Origin of the sequence: Xanthomonas arboricola pv. juglandis, assembly GCF_905367715.1 — a bacterium.
GTDB lineage: Bacteria > Pseudomonadota > Gammaproteobacteria > Xanthomonadales > Xanthomonadaceae > Xanthomonas > Xanthomonas arboricola.
In genome coordinates this window covers 2,219,792-2,244,018 of sequence record NZ_HG999362.1, presented here as the reverse complement: position 1 = coordinate 2,244,018, position 24,227 = coordinate 2,219,792, and the positions used below count along the sequence as shown (strand labels likewise).

Below are 24,227 nucleotides of genomic sequence, written 5' to 3'. Positions count from 1 at the left end.
CAGTCCGCGGCCGGGCCATCTGCGCGGCGCTGTCGCCGCAGGAAATGGACGCACTTGACCAGGCCACCAGCGCCCAGGCCTACGCGCCCGGCAGCACCCTGGTGCGCGCCGGCGATACCCGCCACCACGTCTATACGCTGACCTCCGGTGCGCTGCGCATGGTGCGCACGCTGGCCGACGGCCGCCGCCAAGTCACCGGCTTCGTGCTGCCGGGCGATTACGTGGGGCTGACCGAAACCCCGCAGCACCGCCACGATATCGAAGCCATCATCGACAGCCGGGTCTGCCGCACGCCGCTGGCGCAGATGCGCCAGTTGCGCGAGCGCTACCCGCAGCTGGAACGCAAGCTGCTGCAGCGTGCCAGCATGGAGCTAGCTGCCGCGCAGGACACCGGCCTGCTGCTGGCGCGCCTGCAACCGGGCGAACGGCTGGCGCATTTCCTACTGCGACTGGCCGCCCGCTCCACCCAGCCCGGCGCCAGCGGCGACACCGTCGCTCTGCCGATGAGCCGCAGCGATATCGCCGACCACCTGGGGCTGACTGTGGAAACGGTGAGCCGCACCTTCACCAAGCTGCGGCAACAGCAGCTGATCGCGCTGCCGCAGCTGCATCTGGTGCAGATCCTGGATTACGCGGCGCTGCGCAGCCTGGCGGGCGATACCGTCTGAGACGCGACGGCCAGCAGGACCGATGCGACCAGCGAGCGCACGCACCCAGCGGCGCAAAAGCGGCGCACGTTGGCATCACCAAACGCTGGATTCCTTGCGCGCCCGTCCGCACCAGACTACCGACCATGCTTCGCGCGTCGCGTAGACAGCAAGCATTACCGCGTGACTGACCGGCAGACTCGAACGCGATGTCAGCACTTCAGGCCGCTCGCGCGATCATCACCGCCCGCACCGCCTACAACGACTCAGCGACCGCCCAGATTCGCGCTCGCCACCGACGCGCCGCAGCCGCCGCCCAGCAACCGCGATTGCCGCAGCCAGGCCCGATCCGGGTAGTAGGCAAACACGAAGGCGCCTTCACGCAAGGTATCGATCAGCTGTTTGGCCACCGCCGGACGCACCGCCGGGCAGCCCAGGCTGCGGCCAAGCCGGCCCTGTGTGCGGATCACCGCCTCGCTGACATAGGGCGCGCCGTGGATCACGATCGCGCGGTCGCGCGCATGGTCGTTGAAGCCGGGCTCCAGTCCCTTCAGCCGTAACGAATAGCCGTTGTGGCCGGTGTATGACTCCTGCGCGGTGAACGCGCCCAGGCTGGACTGGAAGCTGCCGTCGTCGTTGGAAAACTTGGCCGCCAAATTGTTGCCGGTATTGCGCCCGTGCGCCACCCATTCCTGGAACAGCAGCCGCTGCCGCTCCAGATCGAACACCCACAGCCGGCGCTCGGTCGACGGCCGGCTGTAGTCGATGACGCTGAGCACGCGCTCGGCGCCCACCTGCTGGCGTTGCCGCGCGCATTGCAGCGCCTCGGCCGCCAGGGCCAGCACCTGGCGATCCAGCGACGGCGCCTGCCGCGCCAATGCATCGACCAGACCGATACGCGGTGCGCCCAGCCCCGGCAACGGTGCGGCGGAGATGGCATCGGCCGCACTGGCCGTTCCAGCCGCTGCCCACCCGCACAACGCGGCGGCAACGGCGATCACTCGATAAGACATGCAACGACCCACATCGGACGCGGCGCCATGGCGGAACCGCACCCCCTACAAATAGCCGCATGTGCGGCACTTTCCAACCCCGGCAGGCTGAACGCGTTCGGTCAGGCCGCATCCGCAAGCAGGCGCTGCCGGAACGCCGCGTAGTCCGGCGCCAGCGTTTCGGCATGCGCAGGACGCTGCAGCAGCGAGGCCAGTGCCGGCGGCACCTCCACCTCACGCCCGATCAGCGGCTCGACCACGCCCTCGAACTTGGCCGGATGTGCGGTGGCCGCCACCGCCCAGTCGCCGGTGCCGCCCTCGGCCCCTTCTGCGCGCAGCTGCTCGAGCACATGCACGGCGGTGGCGGTATGCGGGCAATGCACTTCGCCATAGCGCGCAAAGCGCTGCTGCACGGTGTGGCGGATCGCGGCATCGTCCACCGAGAGCGCACGGAAGGCCTCGCGCAGCGCCGCATCGTCGCCCTGGTATAGCCAGCGCAGCCGTTCGAAGTTGCTCGGCGCACCCACGTCCATCGCATTGGCCAGCGTGGCGATACTGGGCTGCGGCGCGTAATCGTCGCCGGCAAAATAATCCGGCAATACATGATTGGCATTGGACGCCAACGCGATATGGCCCAGCGGTACACCGAGCGCGCGCGCCAGGATCGCCGCCAGCCCGTTGCCCAGGTTGCCGGTGGGCACCACCAGATTCAGCGCCGCCCCCGCGCCGGCATGGTGCTGCAGGGCGGCGTGCGCGTAATAGCTCATCTGCGGCAGCAAGCGGCCCAGGCTGATGCTGTTGGCCGAACTCAGCGGCAGCTGCGCCTGTAGGTCGGCATCGTTCAAGGCCTGCTTGACCATCGCCTGGCAATCGTCGAACGAGCCGGCCACGCGCAGGGCGTGGATGTTGTCGCCGAAGCAGCCCAGCTGATGCGCCTGGCGCGGCGACACGCGCCCGTCCGGATACAGCACCACCACGCGCAGACCCGGCTGGCGGTGGAATGCCGCGGCCACGGCAGCGCCGGTGTCGCCGGAGGTGGCAACCAGGATGGTGAGCGGGCGGTCTTCGGCACGGCGCAGGCGGGTCAGGCAGGCGGCAAGAAAGCGTGCGCCGAAATCCTTGAACGCGGCGGTCGGGCCATGGAACAGCTCCAGCGCGTAATCGCCAGGCGTGCCCAGGGCCACCAGCGGCGCCGGGAAGTCGAACGCTTCGGCACAGATGGCCGGCAGCTCGGCCGCCAGCGCATCGCCGTCGAAGAACGGCTGCAGCAACGTGGCGGCGGTGTCGGCCAACGTGGTGCCGGCCGTCAGCGTGCGTGCCGGTGGCAGGGTCTGCGGCACGTACAGGCCGCCATCGGGCGCCAGGCCGGCGGCAATCGCCTGGCTCAGGCTGGCGGCGGGCGCGCCGCCACGGGTGGAGAGAAAGTTCATGGTGACGACTCCAGACAAGACGAAGACGGGGCGTTGCCCGTGAATGAGAAGGCCGGACACTGCGGCATGGCCGCGCCGCGTTGCGGCGGCGCCCGGCAAGGGCGGCGCAGCGCTATGCTGCGCGCACCTTCCAGTGGAGCCGGCAGATGATCAAGGTCAGCGTGATGTACCCGTACCGCGAAGGCGCCCGCTTCGACCATGCCTACTACCGCGACTCGCACATGCCACTGGTGAGCGCGCGGATGGGCGCGGCCTGCCTGCGCTATACGGTGGACAAGGGCATCAGCGGCGGCGAGCCGGGCAGCCCCCCGGCCTTCATCGGCATGTGCCATATCTTCTGCGAGTCGGCGGAGGCCTTCGGCGCCGGCTTCGGGCCGCATGCCGAGGAGATCCTGGCCGATATCGCCAACTACACCGATCTTGCGCCGGTGATGCAGATCAGCGAGGTGGTGGTCGGTTAAACGTTGCGTTGCACGCTGCACGGCATGGATGCCGTGGGCGGGCGATCGATCGACGACGACATGCGCGCGATGGCTCATGCGAGCAACCGCGCGGCCGGGCTGGCGATCGGAGACACCCAGTGCTGGCTATCCAGGCCAACGCCTGCGAAGGCGGCCTTGACCGATGCGGCGGCAGCGTCGGCGGCCGCGCGCGATGCGAACCAGGCGAACACACTGGGGCCGGCGCCGGAGATGCTGGCACCCAAGGCATTGTGATCCAGCGCGGCCTGCTTGGCAGCGGCAAAGCCGGCGATCAAGGGCGCGCGGCGTGGTTCGACCAGCACATCGCGCAGGCCCGCCCGCACCAGCCCTGCATCGCCGGCATGGCAGCCGGCCAGTACCAAGGCCAGGTTGGTACTCTGCGCGACGAACTCGCGCAGCTGATAGTCGCCGGCCAGGGCTTCGCGCGCGCGGCGCGTTTCCAGCACCGCATCCGGATGCACCAGCAGGCTGTGCCACGCAGCCGGCACGTTGATCGGTACCAGACGCTCCAGCGTGCACAGCACCAGGCCGCCCAAAAACAACGGGCCAAGATTGTCGCCGTGGCGGCTACCGCTGGCCACCGCCTCGCCATCGAGTGCGTGCTGATACAGCTGCTCGTTACTCAGCGGGGCATCCAGCAGCGCGTTGGCGGCAACCAACGCCGCCACGCATGACGCTGCAGATCCGCCCATGCCCGAACTCAAGGCGATGCCTTTGTCGATCTCGATTTCAAAGCCGAACGGCAACGCCAGCGCCGCGCGTAACGACATCAAGGCCGCGCCCGCCGTGTTGCGTTCGGCATCCAGCGGCAAGGCCACGGTGGTGCCGCGGATGGCGGCGATACGCACCAGTGGCGCATCGATGCGCCGCACCGTGACGTTGTCGCCGACGCCGTCGATGGGATAACCGAGCAGATCGAATCCTACTGCCACATTCGCCACCGAGGCCGGTGCGAAGGCGCGCGCCTGGCCAAGCTCGCGCGCAGCAATCGCCACCTGTTGCATCTCCGCGGACTGGTCTGCAACCGCCTGATTCACAAGCGTGCCCCCTCGCCCGCCGCCACCCGCAGCAGATCGGCAAACACGCCGGCTGCGGTGACTTCCGGGCCAGCGCCCGGGCCTTGCACCACCAACGGGTTTTCGCAGTAGCGACGCGTGGTGAATTGCACCACGTTGTCGGTCAGGCGCAAGTTGGCGAACGCGTGATCGGCCGGCAGTTCGACCAGACCCACGCTGGAAGCACGATCCGGTGGCAGCTGCGCGACATAGCGCAGCACATTGCCGCGTGCACGTGCGTCGGCCAGGCGCTGCGCAAACGTCGCATCCACCTCATGCAGGCGCGCCATGAAATCGTCCACGCTGGCCTGACGCAGTGCTTCAGGCACCAGGCTCTCGACCTGCACATCTTCCAGGCTGATCTCGCGCCCGGCTTCGCGCGCCAGGATCACCAGCTTGCGCGCCACATCCACACCCGACAGATCGTCGCGCGGATCCGGCTCGGTATAGCCCATGCCGCGCGCCTGCGTCACCAGTTCGGCGAACGGCACGCTGCCGTCGTATTTGTTGAACAACCACGCCAGGGTGCCGGAGAAGATGCCTTCGATCGAGGTCACCGCATCGCCGGTATCGACCAGATCGCGCAACGTGGTGATCACCGGCAAGCCGGCGCCCACGGTGGCTTCGTAACGGAAGCGTGCGCCGCTGGCATCGGCCGCCGCACGGATCGCCTGATAGCGCTGCAACGGGCCGGAGCCGGCCTGTTTGTTCGGCGTCACCACATGGATGCCGGCAGCCAACCATTCCGCATAGCGATCGGCCACTTCTGCGCTACCGCTGCAATCGATGATCACCGTATGCGGCAGATGCGCGGATAATAGGTGCGTGGTGAAACGCTCCAGATCGGTCGCGGTGGCTGCAGAGGCGAAAGCATCGCGCCAGTTGCCGACCAGGCCGCGCTCGTCCAGCAGCATGCGGCCACGCGAGACCACCGCGCGCAGGCGCAGATCCAGGTTGGCCTTGCCCAGCAACTGCGGCTGCGCAATGCGCAACTGATCCAGCAACGCCGCGCCCACGTTACCCGGGCCAATCACGCCCACCGAGAACGTCTGCGGCGACAGCCAGAAGCCGGCATGCGCCGCGCGCAAGGCCTTGGTCGCATGCGCCGCGTCGATGGCTACCGAGATGTTGCGCTCCGACGAACCCTGTGCGATCGCCAGGATATTGACCTGCGCACGCCCCAGCGACTCGAACAGCCGCGCCGCCACACCCGGCTGCCCGGCCATGCCATCGCCCACTGCGGCGAGCACACTGATGCCGGTGGTCAGCTGCACACGCTGCACCTGACCGACTGTGAGTTCATGCGCAAAGGCCTGCAGCAAGGCATTGCGCGCGCGCTCGGACTCATGCTGTTTGACCACGCAACAGATCGAATGCTCGGACGAGCCCTGCGAGATCATCACCACCGACACCTGCGCCGTCCGCAGCGCCGCGAACACGCGCTCGGCGGTGCCCGGCACGCCGATCAGGCCAGTGCCTTCCAGGTTGAGCACGGCCAGATCCGGGCTCAGCGTCAGCCCCTTGATCGGCCCGCTCACCGCGCTGCTGGCGGTGATGCGCGTACCCGGATGTTCGGGCTGGAACGTGTTGCGGATGATGATCGGCAAGCCGCGCTCGATCGCCGGCGACATGGTCTGCGGGTGCACCACCTTGGCGCCGAAATAGGCCAGCTCGCAGGCCTCGTCGTAGCTCAGCGTTTCCAGCTGCACCGCTTCGGGCACCACGCGCGGGTCGGCCGACAGTACGCCATCCACGTCGGTCCAGATATGCAGCTCATCGGCATCGAACAAGGCCGCAAAGATCGCGCCGGAATAATCGCTGCCATTGCGGCCCAACGTGGTGATGCGATCGGCGCGGTCGCGCGCCACAAACCCGGTGACCACCACGCGCGTCTGCGGATGCGCCTGGCGCCAGGTGGCAAGGCGCTGCGCGCTGGTGTCCCAGTCCACATCGACACCGAGTTCGCCGCGGTTGACCACCAGCACATCGCGCGCATCCAGCACCGCGCAATCCTCGCCAAGCGCACGGAAATGGTCGCCCAGCAATTGCGCCGAATACACCTCGCCCAGGCCTTGCACGCGGTCGAGCACCTCGCGCGGCAACTCACCGATCACCGACAGCGCGCCAAGGATTTGCGACAGATGCTCGAAGCGCTCGTCCAGCCATTCGACGGTCGGCCCGGAATGCTCGCCCAGCAGGGCCACCGCCGCACCGCGATGGCGCGCCCGGGTCTCATGCCAGCGCTCGCGCCATTCGGGGCGGTTCTGCGCGGCCAGTTCGGCCAGCGCGATCAACGCATCGGTCACCCCCTTCATCGCCGACACCACGGTGACCTGCACCGACTCGTCGCGTGCCAGCAACAGCTGCGCCACATGCCGGTAGCGCTCGGCATCGGCCACCGACGTGCCGCCGAATTTGTGCACGACGATGCGTGCGGAAGATGCGGCAACAGCGGCGGGTTCGAGCAAAACAACAGGCGATGACATCGACAGACCTCGTTAGGGAGGCCCCGTCCGCATCAGATGAGGGAGGAAAGCCCCCGCATCCTGATCCGGGTGCGGGGCCGTTGTTTTCGGAAGTTACGCGAAGACGACGGGCCGCACCGGGCGAATGGTGACGGTGGTAATGGTGGTGCTAATGCCGGCCACGCCCGCACCCGGCCGCAGGTGCGGCTGGCAGGTAAGCGAGGAGATGGCGGAGGCGTTAGGCATGCGTGCAAAAGACATCACAGGGCCGAGGCCTGTCAAGCATTGCGTGAATGGGTAGGCGCACGCGCTCGGGGCGCGAAACAGAAAACCTTGCTGCTCAGGGATTTAAGCATCGCGCGCGCAATCAATTGATTGCTATGGAAACTTTTGAAACGACTTTGGAGAGCCGCCCTGCGCAGGCTTCAAACCTCGATTGGTAGTGTCATGCGCTCAGATCACGCGATACAACTGACTAGATCGCCTGCGGGCGAGGCGTCGCTTCGCTGCCGGCATCAGTTCGCATCAAGCAACAGGCCACTTCGCACCAAGCAACAGATCGTCGCTAGTGCAGCGCCGGTGAGTACGAGCCTCCAGGATCAGCAGCGGAGATCAGCCGAGTACCTGGGGATTGAGTTGCCAGACCGAAAAGTTGAGCGCCGCTGCGAAGCTCACCCACGCCAGATACGGCACCAACAGCCACGCCGCCAGCGCCTGCCGCTTCGCGAACACGGCAATCATTCCTACCAGCACCAGCCACAGCGCCACGATGTCCGCGAATGCCCACGCCCCCAACTGCCACGCGAAGAACAGCCAGCTCCACAAACCATTGAGCATCAGCTGCAGCACGAACAGGCCCAGCGCCGGACGCGTCCCCGCCCAGCTGCCGCGCCGCCACATCAACCAGACCGACACCGCCATCATTCCGTACAACACTGTCCACACCGGTCCGAACAACCAGCCCGGCGGCGCCCACGCCGGCCGCTGCAGAAGCGCATAAAGGCTGGCCGCCTGGATCGATGCCATTGCGCCCAGCCCAGCGACGGCATAGCAAAGCACCATCCAACCCAGAAGGCCGAACCATTGCGATTTTTTTGAACGTCCTTGGGTCATGACTGCTTTGGCCTGTGATCCGCGCTCGTCAGCGTGGCAGAGCTTCTGTGCAAGCCGTGACTACGCGCATAAGCGAGTCCGCGCTCAGCTAACGCCGTACGGATTCGTGCCGTCATGTCCAATCTCCTCGGGATAGGTAATTGGACTCCAAAGCAATGCGCCACTCAAAATCGGGGGGATGTCGCGAGCGCGATGGCATCGTATTGGATTTCGTTGAGCCGGGACGGCCGATGCAAACCGGTTTCATCGAACGCCTCAACGGCAGCTAAAGGCGCGGCGCGCTGGACATGCATCTCTTCCGCACGCTGAGCGAGGTCCGTGAGCAGACCGAGCAGTGGCTGGCCGACTACAACCAACAGATACCGCACGACAGCGTGGGCGGGCTAACTCCCGCCGAGTTTGGCGATTAACATCAACCACAGACCTCTAATTTTCGCTGGAATTGAATTACGGGGATTCGACAATGGCACTCCAACGCCGGCGGCCAGTGAAGGGCGCAATCCACCATAGCGACCAGGGCACGCAATACACCAGCGGTGCGTATCAGCGGCAATTGCAGGAAGCTGGGTTAGTCGCGAGCATGAGTTGCAAGGGCATGCCTTACGACAATGCATTGATGGAAAGCTTCTTCAACTCGCTCAAGCAGGAACTGACGCACCACGAGCGCTTCGCCAGTCTCGACGAAGCGCGCGGGAAGGTGTTCGAGTACATCGAAGTGTTCTACAACCGGCAGCGGTTGCACAGTGCGCTGGGCTACCGCTCGCCGGCCGAGTTCGAAAAGATGGTTATTGCCCCCTAATTAATCTGTCCGAGAAATCGGGGGTAGCTCAACCTGACCCCGTTATTCGTGGACCCCGTCATTTGTGATTTTATACGACTCAAAGCCGGAGCCAAGTCAACCGTTCCTTCGAACAACTGACCTGTTTTTCTCAACGACTTTAGTACCATTAATAAAGCGGGTCGGATCTTGCAAGGCATTCTCGGCGCGCTTTTTACTGCCCCCGATAATCCATCGCTGCTTTTTATAATACCGATCGCACCGGCTTTGGTACCCATTACACCAAGCGACGACAGCAATGTATCCACAAGCATCGAGCTAGTCGCATGGCTCGCAGGCTGCATTGCTTGCTGATCGCGATCGGTCAAAGCACCAATTGCGTTGGTGCCGATGAACGGTGTCAGCAGATTGACCAGATACTGCTCTTTCTTTTCCGAAAAATACCCCGCTATCGGCGTCGCCGCCCACAGTGTACTGCCCAAAATCTTCACCGGGCCACCTACCGCAGCCATCAAGACCAGCGCGGCAGTCTCTGCATTGTCTTCGCCCAGCCAGTTATTGAACTGCTTTACCTTCTTCCAAAGCGTGTTGACGCTGGCGCCGTTGTTGCCAACCAGGCAGTACTTTCGCTATTTCCTTCTCCTGATAAATTCCATCATTGCTCGGGCATCATGTTCAACCAAATCTTCTAATAGATCATGTGCTGCCCAATGTATGATTTCGTCCGTACCATCATCGCCCTTACAAATAATCATATCACTAGAAAGAAATGAATCGGTTACTACGCAATTATCTTCACTTACGGCCAAAAATCCTTGATACCCTTCATGCGGAATAATCCAATAGTATTTCTTTCCATTAACCCAATAAATTCCAAGAACTTCTATTGAATTGTCGCTATCATTAAACTTTATATGCATGTGACTATTTATCTCCCGGAGGATTTAAATCATACTGAGGCGTAAGAACTTTCATGTCATATGCCTTTCCAGTGCGCTCATTGTATTGATAATGAATAGTTATATTATTTCCATTTGGAAGCCGATGCGTTACTTGCATTTTTTGCCAGCCGTCCTCACGGGGGAAATTTGGATCATTATTAAGCTTTAAGGGTTCACCCTTCGACGGATCATCTTTTACTCTATTCCAGAGCACTTGTTCATTCAGATCCCGCGGAACTTTAGATTGCTCAAGCCTGGCTGTCGAGTGGCTTTCATAATTTACTGTTCCCGCTGGAAATTCATTAGAGGCATTTGCTTCACCATAGTAATCTCTATTAGATTTCGAACGTTCCACTACAGATGAAGGATGGTAGCTGTCACCAGCTACTGCTGGTTTTCCTCCAGAGAAGGTAAATGCATTATCTGCACCTTCAACTTTCGCCAAAAATCCGTCGCTACTTTTGATAATGCCGATCGCACCAGCTTTGGTGCCCACCACACCAAGTGACGACAGCAATGTATCTACAAGCATCGAGCTAGTCGCATGACTCGCAGGCTGCACCGCTTGCTGATCGCGATCGGTCAAAGCACCAAATGCGTTGGTGCCGATGAACGGTGTCAACGGATTGACCAGATACTCCTCTTTCTTTTCCGAAAAATACCCCGCTATCGGCGTTGCCGCCCACAGTGTACTGCCCAACGTCTTCACCGGGCCACCTGCCGCCGCCATCAAGACCAGCGCAGCAGTCTCTGCATTGTCTTCGCCCAGCCAGTTCTTGAACTGCTCTACCTTCTTCCCACCTGCGATGGCGAGATTGGAGACAACCGTTGCCCCCTTCAGTCTTAAATTTTCATCTTGCGATTGCTGCGAGCCCGCGATTCCCTGTGAATTGTCAGCTCCCTCACTGCTAGAAGAAGCTGTGCCACCTGCATGAGTACTTCCCACAGCCCCAACGGTGACGGTCCCAATCGGAGTTTTTTCAATAGCACCAACGCTGACCTCACCCGTCGGAATGTGATTAATGACATCTCTGCGCTGCTGTTCGTCCAGCTCATTGAAACCCTTGCCATAGCGCTGGAAGGCAACGCTCTCAGGTTGCGCGAGCTCTCGCAGCGTTGACGCTGCATCCGGAGATTTGAGCAACAGCACCAGCTTGTCCGGATCGCAGCCGAGCTTCACGCAGTTATCGAGAAGTGCATTGACACCGGCAACGTCGTTGGGATCGGTGATCCCGACATTCTTCAATGCCTCAGCAGCCATCGCCTGCCGTTGCGCACGCCCTTCGCGATAGTCGTAGTAGCCATAGGTCTGGACCGCATTGCCCGACGCTGCGCCAGCCTGTACATCGCCACCCAGGAGACCGCCCGCAGCGCCAAGCAGGGCTCCAAGGCCCCCCATAAGCGTGGCCTCGGCACCACTTCCCGGCTGTATGCCACCCTTTTGCAATGCGTCAGCGAACTTCGGCAACAACGTTTCGTTCATCAACACGCCACCGGCTGCGCTCAGGACATTGCCGCCCGAGACAGCAGCAGCCAGTGCGCCCGCAGTCACTTGGGTGATCTGCTTTGCGGCTCCCGCGTCGTTCCATTTTGCGAGTTGTTCATTGGCTGCTAGCAGGCGTGCCTTCGCCGTTGCCGTCGCTTCCGGATCGCCCTTGGCCGCTTCCAGATCGGCCATGGCCTGCTCTGCGTCTGCAGCCGCTTGCTCCCTCTTGTAGGAAATAAGTTCCTTGGCCGACCTAAACGCGACCTCGCCAGCGACTTGCGCCAGTTCCTGCTGCTCCGCAACCTTCTTCTCATCGAAGATCTGCTTCAGCCCGCTCTGCTGCAGTTCCGTAGCGCTGCGATCCAGACCAGCCAAAGCAGTCGAGTCCCCGTTGCGCACCTCGACACTGCCCGCCGCGATGTCGCTCTTGGTCGTGCTGCCGCTGCTTCCGGTCTGATTACCTGCCAGACTCAAGGCCGCACCGGCCGCCACGGATTTCCAATCGCCTGTGCCGACCCCAAATCCGCCAGCCTTGTACTCGGCCTTGTTCTGCAAGTCCTCCACCGTCAGGCTGCCGGTGGACAGGTGGTTCAGGGTTGCATCGGCCGTGCTGGCAATGGCGCCGCCGATCAGGTGCGTATTGCCGCCCACCGTGATGTCGAAGCCGCCATTGCCGGCTTGGATGCCGCTCTGCTCCTTGACGCTGGTGTAGCTGCTGTTGAACTTCTGCTGGCTGTAGTTGGCGCTGCTGCCGCTGACGCCATAGACCAGCTTGACGCCCGCCTGTTGCTGCTTGCTCTTGTAGTCTTCGGTGTCCTGTTCGCTCTGGAGCAGCAAGTCGCCGCCGATCTTGGCCAGCACGGTGTCGCCGATCGCCTGTGCGCCCTTGATCGTGGTGTCGTTGCCGCTGACCAGGGTCAGCGTGTCCTTGGCCGTTACCACGCTTTCGGTGTGTAGCTCGCTGTTGCCCTTGGCACTGCCCTTGCCAGCGTAGGCACTCACGTAGAAACCGGTGGTGGTGCCGACGCTCACACCGATCTCGCCGCCGCCGTTCTTGTTCTCCGACTTGCTGGTATTGGTTTCCTTGTTGCTGAGCAGGTTGAGATTGTTGGCCGCCGCCAACGTCACGTTCTGGCCGTTGATCTCACTACCCATCACGTTTAGGTCGCCGCCCGTGGCGGCGATGGTCACGTTGCCGTCGCTGAGGATGCGGCTGCCGCCAGTCGTTTCGTCGTGCGTGGTCGTCTTGCTCGACGCGCTGCTGGCACCAAGGGCGATCTTCAAGCTGACGGCGTCCTGGCCGCCGCTGGTCGGCGGTGCCTGGTAAGCACTTACCGCATCGCTGACGGCGTATGCCGTCTTGGCCGCATAGAGCGCCTTGAGGCGGTCGTCCTCTACTTCCGACCCGCGCTTGGTCGCCATATACGCCGCTTGGGCTGCCTCGACCGCTGCACCGGTCAGCCCCAACGTCAGACCCGCACTCTGCTGCTTGGAGGTCTGCACCGTATCCACGGTGTTTTCCGCTGCAGCGATCGTGACTTCCTTGCCGACGATGGTGGTACTCGTCGCGCTCAGCACATCGCTGCCAGTGATGGCTACCTTGTTCCCGGCAGTCATCGTCACCGAGCCGTCGGTGCTGCCGACCAGACTGCCGCTGTTGGTGACTTCTGTGACATCCAGGCCGTCGGTCTTCTTGGTGACGCCCAAAGCGACGCTGAATCCGCCGCCGCCGTAGAGACCGGACTTCTTGACTGTCTTTTCGTGTTCCTCGCTGTGCGTATTCTGCACCGTATCCAGCGTCAGGTTGTTGCCTGCTGCCAGCACCACATCGCCCGTGCTGGCGACCTGCGCGCCTTGCGACAGCAAATCGTTACCCGCCGCAATTTGCACCGTGTCGCCACTGAGCGTGGTGGTGACCGCCACGTTGTCGTGCCACTCGTCGTGCGTGGTCGTGGTCTTGCTGGAGAACGTGCCCTTCTTCTTCTTGGTCATGTCCTGCACGGCGTCGTGCTGCTCGCTGGCGGCGAGCAGGTTGACGTCGTTGCCGGCAGCCAGGGTGATGCCGCCTTCCTTGGTAGCGGCAGATGCGGCGGTGAGGGTGATGTCATTGCCGGCCTGCATCGCCAGGTTGCCGCCAGCGTTGAACTCGGTGCCGTGGACGGTCTCGTCGCTGGTCGCGGTGGTCTGCTTGAAGCGCTTGCGCGTTTCCAGCGTGTTGCTGGTGTCCACCGTGGTCAGCGTGCTGGCATTGATGTCGTTGCCGGCGCTGATGCCCAGACCCTTTCCGGCGTCCAGCTTGGCGGCGACCAAATTGACGTCGTTCCCGGCGCTGAGGATTAGGTTGCCGCCCGCAGTGAGCGCCTGCTGGTCAATGCTCTGGGTGGTTGTGGCGGTGGTGACGCGGGTCTTGCCGTTGCGTGTCTTGTAGCTATTGGTCTCGCTCTCGTTGAGGACGGATTCGACGTTGAGGTTGTTGCCTGCTGCGGCAATCAGATCGCCGCCGGCCTTGACGTCGGCCTGGCGGATGGTCAGATCGTTGCCGGCGGTCAATTGCAGGCTGTCGCCGGTGCTGATGTTGGTGCGCGTGGCGACCTTGCCGTCGAGACCAGTGGTCGGGGTCAGTGAAAGGTTGTTGCCTGCCTGCAGTGCGGCACTGCCGCCGGCTTTGATGGTCACGCCATGCAGTTGCAGGTCGTTGCCTGCAGACATCACCAGATCCTTGCCGGTGGTCACCGACACCGCATCGCCACCGCGCAGCAGGCCGTTGTCGTCGCGCAAGGCGCTGGGCGTGAGGCTGAGGTTGTTGCCTGCGATCAACGCCGCACTGCCATCGGCCTGCACGCGGGTACCGGTCAATGTCATGTCATTGCCGGCGAATAGTTGCAGGGTGTTGCTGGCGCTGATGCCGGACAGAATGCCGACGCCGTTGATGGCCTTGGATGCTTCGCTGACCAGATTGTTGCCGGCCACCAGTGCCACGTCGCGACCCTGGATCTGGCCCTGATTGAGCAGGTCGTTGCGCGCTTCCAGGTCAACGCTGCCAGTGCCGCTGATGCGGCCCTGGTTGAGCAGGTTGCCTGCGGTGATGCTGACGTCGGCGCCGGCAATGACGCCCTGGTTGCTCATGGAATTGGTGGCGTTGAGCTCGACGTTGCTGCCTGCAATCAATGCGCCGTTGCCGCGCAACTGCAGCGAGTTGGAGGCCAGATACACAACCGGCACCAGCACCTTCTGGCCCTGGTAGTCCTGTTCGACCATCCACACGATGTCTTGCGTCAGCGCGGCCGCTTGTGCGGCGGTCAAGCCAACGCCCATGCTCAGCTGCAGCTGACCTGCCGCCGCCACGCCAGATTCCAGCAAGGCGCGGTACTGCGCCACGCCATCGGCGTAGTTTCCCAGATAGCGGCGGCCGGTGAGCTGGGTGATCTGATCAAGTACCAAACGCTGCTCGTAGAAACCATCGCCCAGGCGGGTCTGGGTCCACTCCGGGTCCACGCCCAGCTTGTCGAGCAGGAAGTCGCTGCTGATGAAGTTGTCGTAGTTGACGAAGCGCGGATCGGTCTCGATCAGGTAACGACGGCCGGGGCCGTTGCTGCGCCAGGCGTTGATGCCGCCAAGGCCATTGGCGGCGCGGCCCATCGCGGTGCGATCGGTGCCGGTGCCGCTGGACAGGCGATACAGCCCGCCAATAGGAAGATCGATCTGCGTGAGCGAGGTTTGCGCGCCGCCAACGATATTGGTCACAGGAATGGTGGCCGGATCGACACGGTTGCGGCTTTCATTCGCACCTGCAACAACGCCTGTGCCAGCGGCGGTGGTCTGCACGTTGGCCTGATCGACGGTGCTTCGTACAAGCCCACTGTCGTTGGACATCACCGGTGCAATCGACATCTTCTCGATGCCGCCCGATGTGGCCAGCGTTGCGTCCTGCGCGTTGGCGCCCACCTGGGCGCCGGTGCTACCGGCAGTACCGGTGGCCACGCTGATGCTCGACGCGCCGCCATTGGCACGGCCGACCACTGCTTGCCCGCCCACTCCACCGGCGCTTTGGGTGGCGCGACCGGTCAAGCCGCCTTGTGCGCCGACACCGTTCAGCGACGCGCCGCTGATGCCACGACCGTCGCTGCCGACGGCGCCATTGCTGATGTTGGCGCCGTTGATGCTGACGCCTTGCGCCCCGCTCATGCTGGCGCCCAGGGCGATGTAGCTGCTACTGGTCGTCGAAGAACTCAATCGTTGATCTTCTTCCTCGTAGTAGCAAACGACCTTCTGTCCAACCGGCTGCATGCAGTCGTTGGTGATCGCGGTGACGATGTGTTCCACATCGCTTTGTCGGACCACCTGATTCAGTGCGAGCGCTTGGTTGAGTAGCTGCTCACCACCATTGATCATCGCGTCCGAGAGCCCCCCAAGACCTCGCTGATTGGCAGCAAACAGACCGGCTGCAGCGATGGTCGACGCATTATTTGTGACACTGCCCGACAGCAAGATGTTTCCACCCGCTGCAATCTTCCCCTCCGCGCTTGCGGATGACAGCTGCTCCTGCTGGATCACCTGATAGTTGCGATAAATACCAGGTGCGAGTCCTTTGTAGGGATATGGCGCCCGCGCGCCCTGCAGATTCCGGATCGCCTTGCCTTCGATGAGCTCGCCGCCGGAGTAAATATTGTCGCTACCAGGATCGGTCGACACGTTGGTCGTATTGATCACCCGCCGCCGATTATTCAGCTGATTGGCCGCAATCAAGATGCTCCCATCAGCCTCGATACTGCCCGACAGGTTATTGACCACACCCGTACGCGATACCAAGGTACCGCCGCCATCCTGCGCGCCGCCGATGGCGATATTGCCCAGGCTGAAGATGCGCGCGTCACGATTGAGCAGTTGATCGCGCACGATCAGGTTCATGTTGCCGGTGGAACCAAGCAAGGCCGAGCCATAGGCTGCGTTGTCGGTCGCGCCGCCAAGGTCGGCACCATTGACGAGCGTGCCGGTATTCACCGAGACATTGCCGCCGACGATGCTGCCGGTGTTGTTGATGCTGTTTGCCACCAGCGACAGCGCGTTGTTACCGGAAATGCTGCCGGCGTTGTCGATGATGCTGCCACCGTTGAGACGCGTGTCGTTGGACAGGATATTGGCACCGGCGCGGTTGGTGATGCTGCCTGCCGTAATGTCCAGGGTGCGCGCAGCCTTGAGCGTGGACTCGTTGACCAGGCTCCCGCCTACGCGCAGGTTGAAATTCCCGTTGCTGGTGAGGTCAGCACCTGCGCGATGCGTGTAGTCGCTACGCAAGGTCAGATCCAGCAGATTCTGCGCAAGAATACTGCCGCCGCCGTCGAAACCGACGGTATCGATCACCACATCGCCAGCACCACCGATCGCGCTGCCGGCACCGATCTGGCCACCGGCATTGCTCAGGTTCTGCAGATTCAGGCGGACAGCCTGCTCGGCCTTGATCCTGCCGTTCTGGTTGTCCAGCGTGGCGCCTGCGCGCTGCAACAGAAAGCTCGCGCCGGCATAGACATTGCCGCCCTGGTTGTTCAAGCCATTGGTATTGGCAATCAGATCGCCGCCAGCAACCAACTGGCCGCCGTTGTTGGCGATGTTGGCAGCGTCGATGACCACGCTGCCGCGCCCACCGAGATTGCCGCTGGTGTTGGTCAGGGCCCCGCCCGTGGTAATGCGCGTCAGTCCGCCGCCGTTGTTGACGATGCTGCCCTGGGTATTGTCGATGAGGCCGCCCGATGCGGTCAGCGTGTTGCCGGCATCGAGCTGGCCGACGCTATTGAGCAGCGCACCGGTGACGGCAACGTTGAGATCGCGCCCCGCACTGAGCTTGCCACCTTGGTGATTGTCCAACTGGCCGCGTGCGGTGACGCTGAGGTCGCGTGCGGCTTGCAGACTGCCGCCGCTGCTGCTGATGTTTTCTGCAGTGATCACTGCATCGGTGCCGGCACCGATGGTGCCGTTGCCGTTGTCCAGGCCGCGATTGAGCTCTACGCGCAGACCACCGCCTGCTCCGCCGCTGGCGACTGCCTGCACGGTGCCGCCGGCATTACTGAGGCTGTCGACGCGCAAGGTCAACGCACCACCACTGGCCTGCAGCAGGCCGTTGCGGTTGTCGGTGGTGCCGCCCGTTTGCACGTTCAACCCACGTGCGGAGACCGAACCATTGACGTTGTTAAGGCTGGCAGCGGTCAGCACCGCATCGCCAGCTGCGGCAATCGCGCCGCCCTGGTTGTTTAACCCGCCACTGGCACCCAGCGTCAGTTGACCCTGCGTCAGGATACGCCCACCGCTATTGCCCAACGCGCCACGACTGGTGACCGACAAGGCGCCGGTGCCGGCGTGTTCGATCCGCCCCTGCGCATTCTCCAGGCTGGCCGCGGTAATGGTCAGATCCTGCGCATTGCTGGCCAGCGTGCCGCCGGTGTTGTCGATCGCGCCGCCGATGCTGACACGGGTCAGCCCGTTGCCACTTTGCACCAACCGCCCGCCGACATTACTCAAGCTGCCGCCGTCGATACTCAGCTGGTTGGCCTGCATTTGACCTGCGACGTTGTTGAGACGCCCGTTGTCGATGTTGCCGCCTGCCTGCACGGTGAGCGTTCCACCAGCGAGCAAGTCGCCACCGCGATGATCGAGGCTGCCGCCGGTGGTCAGTGCAACGTTGCCGGTTGCGCGCGTACTGGCACCCGCCAGTTGCAGCTGGCTGCCCTGCGCGGTGAGGTTGCCGCCGGCCAGCAATTTGCCGGAGGCGCTGAGCTGACGATCAGCGATCAGGCTCAGCGTGCGTCCGCTGCCCAGGCTGCCGTCTGCGTTGATACCGGCACCAACCGTGCCGGCGACACTGATCTCGCCAGCACGCAAACTCAAGTTACCCGAGGCGGTAGTCTGCCCGGCATTCTCGATACGCGCGCCTTGCAGGCCCACCGTCGTACCGCTGACGGTACCCTGCTGACGCAACACGGCATCGCTGGTCAGGGTGACCTGCTGAGCACCGACCTGGCCGGCCACACTTAGGTCGCCCTTCGAGCGCAATTCCAGCGTGCTGCCTGCACTCAAGGTACCGCTTTGTGCCAGCGTGCCATCGGCCTGCGCCGAGAAGGTACCAGCCGATGCAAGGCTACCCCCGAGCTGCAGGTTGCCGCGGCTGATCAATGCAACATCGCCGCGCTCGCTACCCAACTGGCCGCTGCTGCTGACTTGCGCCGCTTCCACGCGCAAGCCATTGCCGCCAATCAGGTCACCGCGATTGTCCACCGCTCCAGTGGCGATAACACCCAGGCGTTGCAAGCCGTAGGCCTGGCCAGTCTGGCGCAGCGACCCGACGCCCAAGGCGAGTTGATTGCCGGCGCGCACGGCGCCAGCATTGTCGAGCAAGCCGCCGATGGCGAAGGTGGCGTCGCCCTGCGCGAGCAGCACGCCGCTGGCGGCATTGCTTGCGCTGGCTGCGGTGACGTTCAAGCTCTGACCAGCGACGACTTGCGCCGCATTGGTCAACGCGCCAACTGCGCTCAGCACCACATTACGGTCGGCTTGTGCGACACCGGCAACCGCCAGGTCGCCGGTGCTGCGTAGGTTCAAGTTAGTGGCTGCATCGAGTGCGCCACGGCTGTCGATCGCGGCACCATCCAGGCTAATCGCGCCACCGCTTTGCAGTACGGCAGCCTGACCGGTACCGATCCGCGCGCCGCGCAGGGTTGCATCGCCACTCGCCACCGCCTGTCCGTTCATTGTCAGTGCGCGCTGCGCCTGCAGATCCAGTTGCGTTGCCGACTGCAGCGTGCCTGCGGCGGTGAGATCGCGACCGGCCTGTAGCGCGATCGATTGCGCCTTGAGCGAGCCGGCCTGCTGCAGATCGCCAACTGCAGTGGCCTGCAGTGTGGTCGCTGCGGCGACAACGCCTTGCAGCGTCATGTCGCCTTGGCTGATCAAGCTGACGTTGGCAGTTTCGCTACCGAGCTGGCCGCTGCTGCGTAAGCTGCCTGCCTCCACCTGCAGCGTGTCTTTGGCAATGAGGTTGCCGCGGTTGTCCAGCGTGCCAGTGACCTTCGCGGTCAGGGCCTTGCCTGCAATCGCAGTACCGCCCTGATCCATGCTGGCGGCGGTGATGCGCAGATCGCCGCCGCTCTGCAGGCTGCCGCCGTTCTGCAACGCGCCAGTGGTCAGCGTGACGCTGCCATCGGCCGCCAACACGCCGGCCGCCACGTTGTTGATGTTGCCTCCCTGCACCGACAGATCACGGCCGGCAATCACCTGGCTCGCATTACTTAAGGTGTCGGTTGCGCTCAACACGACATCGCGATTGGCTTGCGCCACGCCTGCGAGCGCAAGTGCTCCCGTGCTGCGCAGGCGCAGATCCGTGCCGGCGTCGAGCGTTCCACGGCTGTCGATTGCCGCACCATCCAGGCTGATCGCGCCGACGCTTTTCAGCACGGCGTCGCGGCCGGTGGCGATGCTGTTGCCGCGCAGGTTGGCGTCACTGCCCGCCTGCGCCTGACCGTTCAACGTCAGGCTGCGCTGCGCCTGCAGATCCAACGCAGACGCGGACTGCAGGGTTCCACCGGCAGTCAGATCGCGGCCAGCCTGCAAGGTGACGGCCTGCGCGTTGAGCGAGCCGGCCTGCAGCAGATCGGTGCCAGCGGTGGCTTGCAGCGTGGTCGCCGCAGCCACAACACCGTGCAGATCGATCGCGTTCTGGCTGGTCAGCGTCAGTGCGCCGTTGACCGAGCCGAGTTGCCCGCTGCTGACGATGCTGTCGGCAGCGATGGTCAGGTCCTTGCCGGATACCAACTGGCCCACGTTCTCGAATGCGCCTGTCGACGAGATCGATACCGCATCCCCGCTGTAGACACGGCCGCGCTGCAGCAGCGTGCCGGTGTTCAGTGCAAGGCCACGCTCGCCATGCAGGCTGCCATTGTTTTCCAACACCCCGGCGACATCGACGCGCAGGTCGCGTAGTGCGCCCAGCGTTGCCGTTGCGGCGTTGTTGGCACTGGCAGCCTGCAGGTGCAGATCGCGGGCTGCGACGACTTGAGCGCCATTGTTCAACGCGCCCGCAGCGGTCAGCGCAACATCGCGCCCGCCCTGGACCACGCCAGCCAGTGCAAGATTACCGGCGCTACGCACGTTCAAATCGGTCGCCGCATCGAGCGAACCGCGGCTATCGATGGAGCCGCCATCCAGGGTGATGCCGGCACCGCTCTGCAGCACTGCTGCAGCGCCTGTCAGAACCGTTGCGCCGGTGACGGTTGCCTCACCCGTACTCGATGCTTGTCCATTCAGGGCGAGCGTGCGCTGCGCCTGCAGGTCCAACGTGGATGCCGATTGCAGAGTGCCATTTGCAGTGAGGTCGCGCCCCGCCTGCAATGCGATCGACTGCGCCTTGAGCGAACCGGCCTGCTGCAAATCGCCGCCAGCAGTTGCACGCAATGCAGTGGCCGCTGCAACCACACCCTCGAGTTGCAGCGTGTCTCGGCTGTTCAACGTGACATCGGCCCGCTCGCTACCCAACTGCCCACTGCTACGCAGCGTGGCCGCATCGACCTGCAACGCATCCTTGGCGATCAGATTGCCGCGATTGGCCAGCGTGCCTGCGATGGCGGCGCGCAACGCCCTGCCTGCAGACGCGCTGCCGCCCTGGTCCATATTTGCTGCGCTGACCTGCAGATCGCCACCGGCCTGCACGCGGCCAGCGTTGTTCAGCAGTGCCGTAGTGGTCAGGGCGATGTTGCCCTCGCCCGCCAACACACCGCTCGTGGTGTTGTCGAGGCTACCTGCCTGCAACGACAGATCGCGGCCTGCAAACACCTGCGCTGCGTTGCTGAGCGCGCCGGTGGCATTCAAAACAACGTCGCGCCCGCCTTGTGCCACACCCGCCAGCGCCAGATCGCCCTGGCTGCGTATGTGCAGATCGCTCCCTGCATCCAGCTTGCCGCGGCTGTCGATGGCCGCGCTGTCCAGCGCAATCGCTCCCGTGCTCTGCACCATCGCATCCTGGCTGGTTGTCAGTGTGGTGGCGCGCATCGAGGCATCACCGCCAGCCTGGCCCTGGGCAGCAAATGTCAGAGCACGTTGTGCCTGCAGATCCAGCGTGGACGCTGATTGCAGGTTGCCAGCAGCGGTGAGATCACGCCCGGCACTCAATGCCAGCGACTGCGCTCTTAGCGACCCTGCCTGCTGCAGATCGCCAGCGGCGCTGGCCTGCAGCGTGGTCGCAGCGGCAACCACGCCTTGCAGCGCGATATCGCCCTGGCTGCCCAGACGAACACCTGCCGCTTCGCTGCCGAGTTGACCGCTGCTGCGCACGCTGCCGGCATCGATCTGTAGCGCGTTCCTGGCAATCACATTGCCAGCGTTGTCGAATGACCCGCTCACAGCTGCCGAAAGCGTGTTGCCCGAGCTGGCGCTGCCGCTTTGCGTGAACGCGCCTGCGGTCAGCTGCAGATCGCTCGCCGCATACAGGCTGCCGGCATTTTCCAATGTGCCAGCCGTGCGCACGCGCGCGCCGGCATCCGACGAAAACGCGCCACTTTGCGCGTTGCGCAACGAGGCTGCCTCTACATCCAGCGCGCCAGCTGCGATCACCTTCGCACGGTTCTGCAGTGCTGCGCCCGCCTGCAATGTGGCTGAGCCAGCGCTCTGCACGGTGCCGTCCAACGCGAGCTCGGCAGCACTGGTGATGCGCAGGTCGCCACCTGCATCGATGACACCGTTGTGCTCGACCGCTGCGCCACGCAATTGCACCGCGCCGTCGCCGCGGAGCTGACCACGCTGACGCAGCGCGCCGTTCGCCTGCAAATCGATCGTGCCTGTCGAACCCACCACGGCATCGCTGACGAGCTCACCGCCTGCGGCGATCACCAACCCACCGTCGGTGGTCTGCAGGGTGCCGGAGAGTGCGGTATCCCCGCCGCTACGAAGATTTACGCGACCGGCGTTGACGATGCCCGAGACTTGCGCATCCGCTGCGGCATCCAGGCCCAGGGCAGTACCTGCCACGGTGTTGCCGCTGAGCGCCAGACCGCCGCGGCTGCGCAGCAGCGTCTCCCCACGCTGGCTGCCGATATCGCCACGACTGTCCAGCTGCGCCGCGTCGATGGTCAGCGCATTGCCAGCAACGAACGTGCCGCTATTGACCAGACCACCCGCAACCGCCGCCTGCGCATCGCGTGCGGCCGCCAGACTGCCTGTCGTTGTGACAGTTGCTGCCTGGAGACGCAGATCGCGGCCGGCGTAGCCGCTACCGGCATTGTTCAACGCACCTGCACTGCGCAACTCCAGATCGCCACCCGCAGACACTGCACCGCGCTGTGCGATGTCGATACTCGCCGCATTGAGCGCCACTGCATCCGCTGCAATCAGCTGACCCTGCAGTTCCAGCCGACCGCCGGCTTGCACATCAGCACCCTGCCCGGCCTGCGCCAATCCACCCAGGCGCGCGTCGCCGCTGCTGTTCACGCGCAAGGCGGTGGCCGCGTCCAGGGTGCCCAGTGCATCAATCGCGTTTGCATTCAGCCCGATCGCGCCGCCGCTCTGCAGCGTGCCGGTCAGGCCAATCTGGCCCGCGCGCAGGTTTGCAGCGGTTGCCGCATAGGCCACACCGTTGCTGCGCAACACACCATCGGCGCCCAGATCCAGCGTACCAGTCGTATGCAGGCTGCCATCGGCATTCAATTCCGAACCGAACAGACGGATGGCACCGGCGCTGCTGCGGCCGCTGTGGCTCAACGTGCCACTGGCTTGTGCATCCAGGATACCGGCGGCGACCAGATCGCCTGCCAGGGTCATGCGCGCGCCGCGCAGACGCACATCGCCTTGCTGCGAGCCGAGCACGCCGCGCTGGTCGAGGTCACCGGCTGCACGCACACCCATTCCATCGCGCGCCACCGTGGTCCCGCTCAGGCTCACCTGGCCGGCGCTGTCGATCTGCAGATCGCCACTCTGCGCCGCCAGGGTGCCGCGACTCACCACGCCAACACCGGCTTCGGTCGCAATCAGGCGAATACGGTCGGCATACATGCCGCCCAGCTGCGCCACGTCGATGCCGATCGACGGTGCCGCGCCATCGGTGCCCGGCACCACCTCCAGCAGCATGCCGTCATAATTGACCCGCCCTGCACCCGCGGCAGCGACCAGTTCCCTGGTCCAGATCGAGCCCTCCACGCTGAGCTGACGCGAGAGCAGGTCCAGGCGATCCACATTGAACGCATCCAGACCGTTACTGCCGATACTCAGCGCACCGCCGGTGATGCTGAAGCCGTTCAACGCGCCATCGCTGCCCAGGTTGGGCGTGCCGGTGGTCAAGGTCACGCGCGAGGTATTGAGAAACCCGCAGCCATCGCAGGAAATGCCGTTGGGGTTGGCGATCACCAGCTGCGCCTTGGCACCGGCGATTTCGGTGTATCCCTGCAAGCGGCTGCTGGCCGAGGTGACCTCGTTGAGGATCAGCGAGGCGGCACCGCTGCGTTGCAGATTGTTGTTGCCGGCGACATAGCCGCCCAGCTCGGTCTTGGAGATCTGCGCGCTGTTGTTGAGGATCAACCCGTTCGGGCCGACGTTGAAATTGCTGTAGCGGTTATGCGAGATGCCGCGCGCATTGGGCGCGACGATGTCCACCACCGGCACGCCATTGGCGGCGACCTGTTGACCGGGTGTCTGCCCGCCGGGATTTGGCGTTGGCGCCACCTGTGCCCACGCCGGAAACGATGTCCAGGTAACCGTGCAGCACAGTAGCAACGCAAGCGCGCGCTTGCTTTGTTCGGCCAGGTAAGCACGTACGCTCATCGCTTCGGTGTCCATCGTTTCTCTCTCGCCACTGGTGGGCGTCATC

General features: G+C 63.9%; 10 protein-coding genes and 2 pseudogenes. 4 read left to right on the top strand and 8 right to left on the bottom strand.

Annotated features, from left to right (window positions below; translation table 11 throughout):
* The first annotated feature begins 44 nt into the window (after nt 1-44).
* On the top strand, nt 45-668 hold the full coding sequence (locus KHN93_RS09875; RefSeq protein ID WP_212579503.1) for a Crp/Fnr family transcriptional regulator: 624 nt from the start codon (nt 45-47) through the stop codon (nt 666-668).
* A 245-nt stretch (nt 669-913) separates the two neighbouring features.
* On the opposite strand, the gene KHN93_RS09870 is transcribed toward KHN93_RS09875, so the two are convergent.
* Complete coding sequence (locus KHN93_RS09870; RefSeq protein ID WP_212579502.1) at nt 914-1,660, bottom strand: murein L,D-transpeptidase catalytic domain family protein; 747 nt, start codon at nt 1,658-1,660, stop codon at nt 914-916.
* A gap of 101 nt (nt 1,661-1,761) precedes the next feature.
* The gene (gene thrC / locus KHN93_RS09865; protein ID WP_212579501.1) at nt 1,762-3,069 is read right to left on the bottom strand and encodes a threonine synthase; all 1,308 of its coding nucleotides are present in this window, start codon (nt 3,067-3,069) and stop codon (nt 1,762-1,764) included.
* A 146-nt stretch (nt 3,070-3,215) separates the two neighbouring features.
* On the opposite strand from thrC, the gene KHN93_RS09860 reads away from it, so the two are divergent.
* Nucleotides 3,216-3,530 (top strand): EthD family reductase, encoded by a 315-nt coding sequence (locus KHN93_RS09860; RefSeq protein ID WP_104559272.1) that lies wholly within the window; start codon nt 3,216-3,218, stop codon nt 3,528-3,530.
* Between the two features lie 74 nt (nt 3,531-3,604).
* Here KHN93_RS09860 and KHN93_RS09855 read toward each other — a convergent pair whose 3' ends face one another.
* From KHN93_RS09855 to KHN93_RS09845, 3 genes are all read right to left on the bottom strand, one after another.
* On the bottom strand, nt 3,605-4,555 hold the full coding sequence (locus tag KHN93_RS09855; protein ID WP_104559714.1) for a homoserine kinase: 951 nt from the start codon (nt 4,553-4,555) through the stop codon (nt 3,605-3,607).
* Nucleotides 4,556-4,584: 29 nt separating this feature from the next.
* A complete protein-coding gene (thrA, locus tag KHN93_RS09850; protein WP_104559271.1) occupies nt 4,585-7,092 on the bottom strand; it encodes a bifunctional aspartate kinase/homoserine dehydrogenase I in 2,508 nt (835 codons plus the stop codon).
* 591 nt (nt 7,093-7,683) lie between these two features.
* Nucleotides 7,684-8,184 (bottom strand): TspO/MBR family protein, encoded by a 501-nt coding sequence (locus tag KHN93_RS09845; RefSeq protein ID WP_104559270.1) that lies wholly within the window; start codon nt 8,182-8,184, stop codon nt 7,684-7,686.
* 185 nt (nt 8,185-8,369) lie between these two features.
* On the opposite strand from KHN93_RS09845, the pseudogene KHN93_RS09840 reads away from it, so the two are divergent.
* Nucleotides 8,370-8,594: pseudogene (locus KHN93_RS09840) on the top strand (integrase core domain-containing protein); the annotation flags it as partial.
* Between the two features lie 56 nt (nt 8,595-8,650).
* Nucleotides 8,651-8,983: pseudogene (locus KHN93_RS09835) on the top strand (IS3 family transposase); the annotation flags it as partial.
* Here the strand turns inward: KHN93_RS09835 and KHN93_RS09830 are convergent.
* From KHN93_RS09830 to KHN93_RS09820, 3 genes are all read right to left on the bottom strand, one after another.
* Nucleotides 8,980-9,474 (bottom strand): hypothetical protein, encoded by a 495-nt coding sequence (locus KHN93_RS09830; RefSeq protein ID WP_146092496.1) that lies wholly within the window; start codon nt 9,472-9,474, stop codon nt 8,980-8,982. The pseudogene KHN93_RS09835 and the gene KHN93_RS09830 sit on opposite strands and share 4 nt — an antisense overlap.
* 117 nt (nt 9,475-9,591) lie before the next feature.
* Nucleotides 9,592-9,882: a hypothetical protein gene (locus KHN93_RS09825; RefSeq protein ID WP_104559269.1), complete on the bottom strand. Its 291-nt coding sequence runs from the start codon at nt 9,880-9,882 to the stop codon at nt 9,592-9,594.
* A gap of 4 nt (nt 9,883-9,886) precedes the next feature.
* Entirely contained in the window at nt 9,887-24,196 is a 14,310-nt protein-coding gene (locus KHN93_RS09820; protein WP_244812233.1) for a two-partner secretion domain-containing protein, read from the bottom strand.
* Nucleotides 24,197-24,227 lie beyond the last annotated feature (31 nt).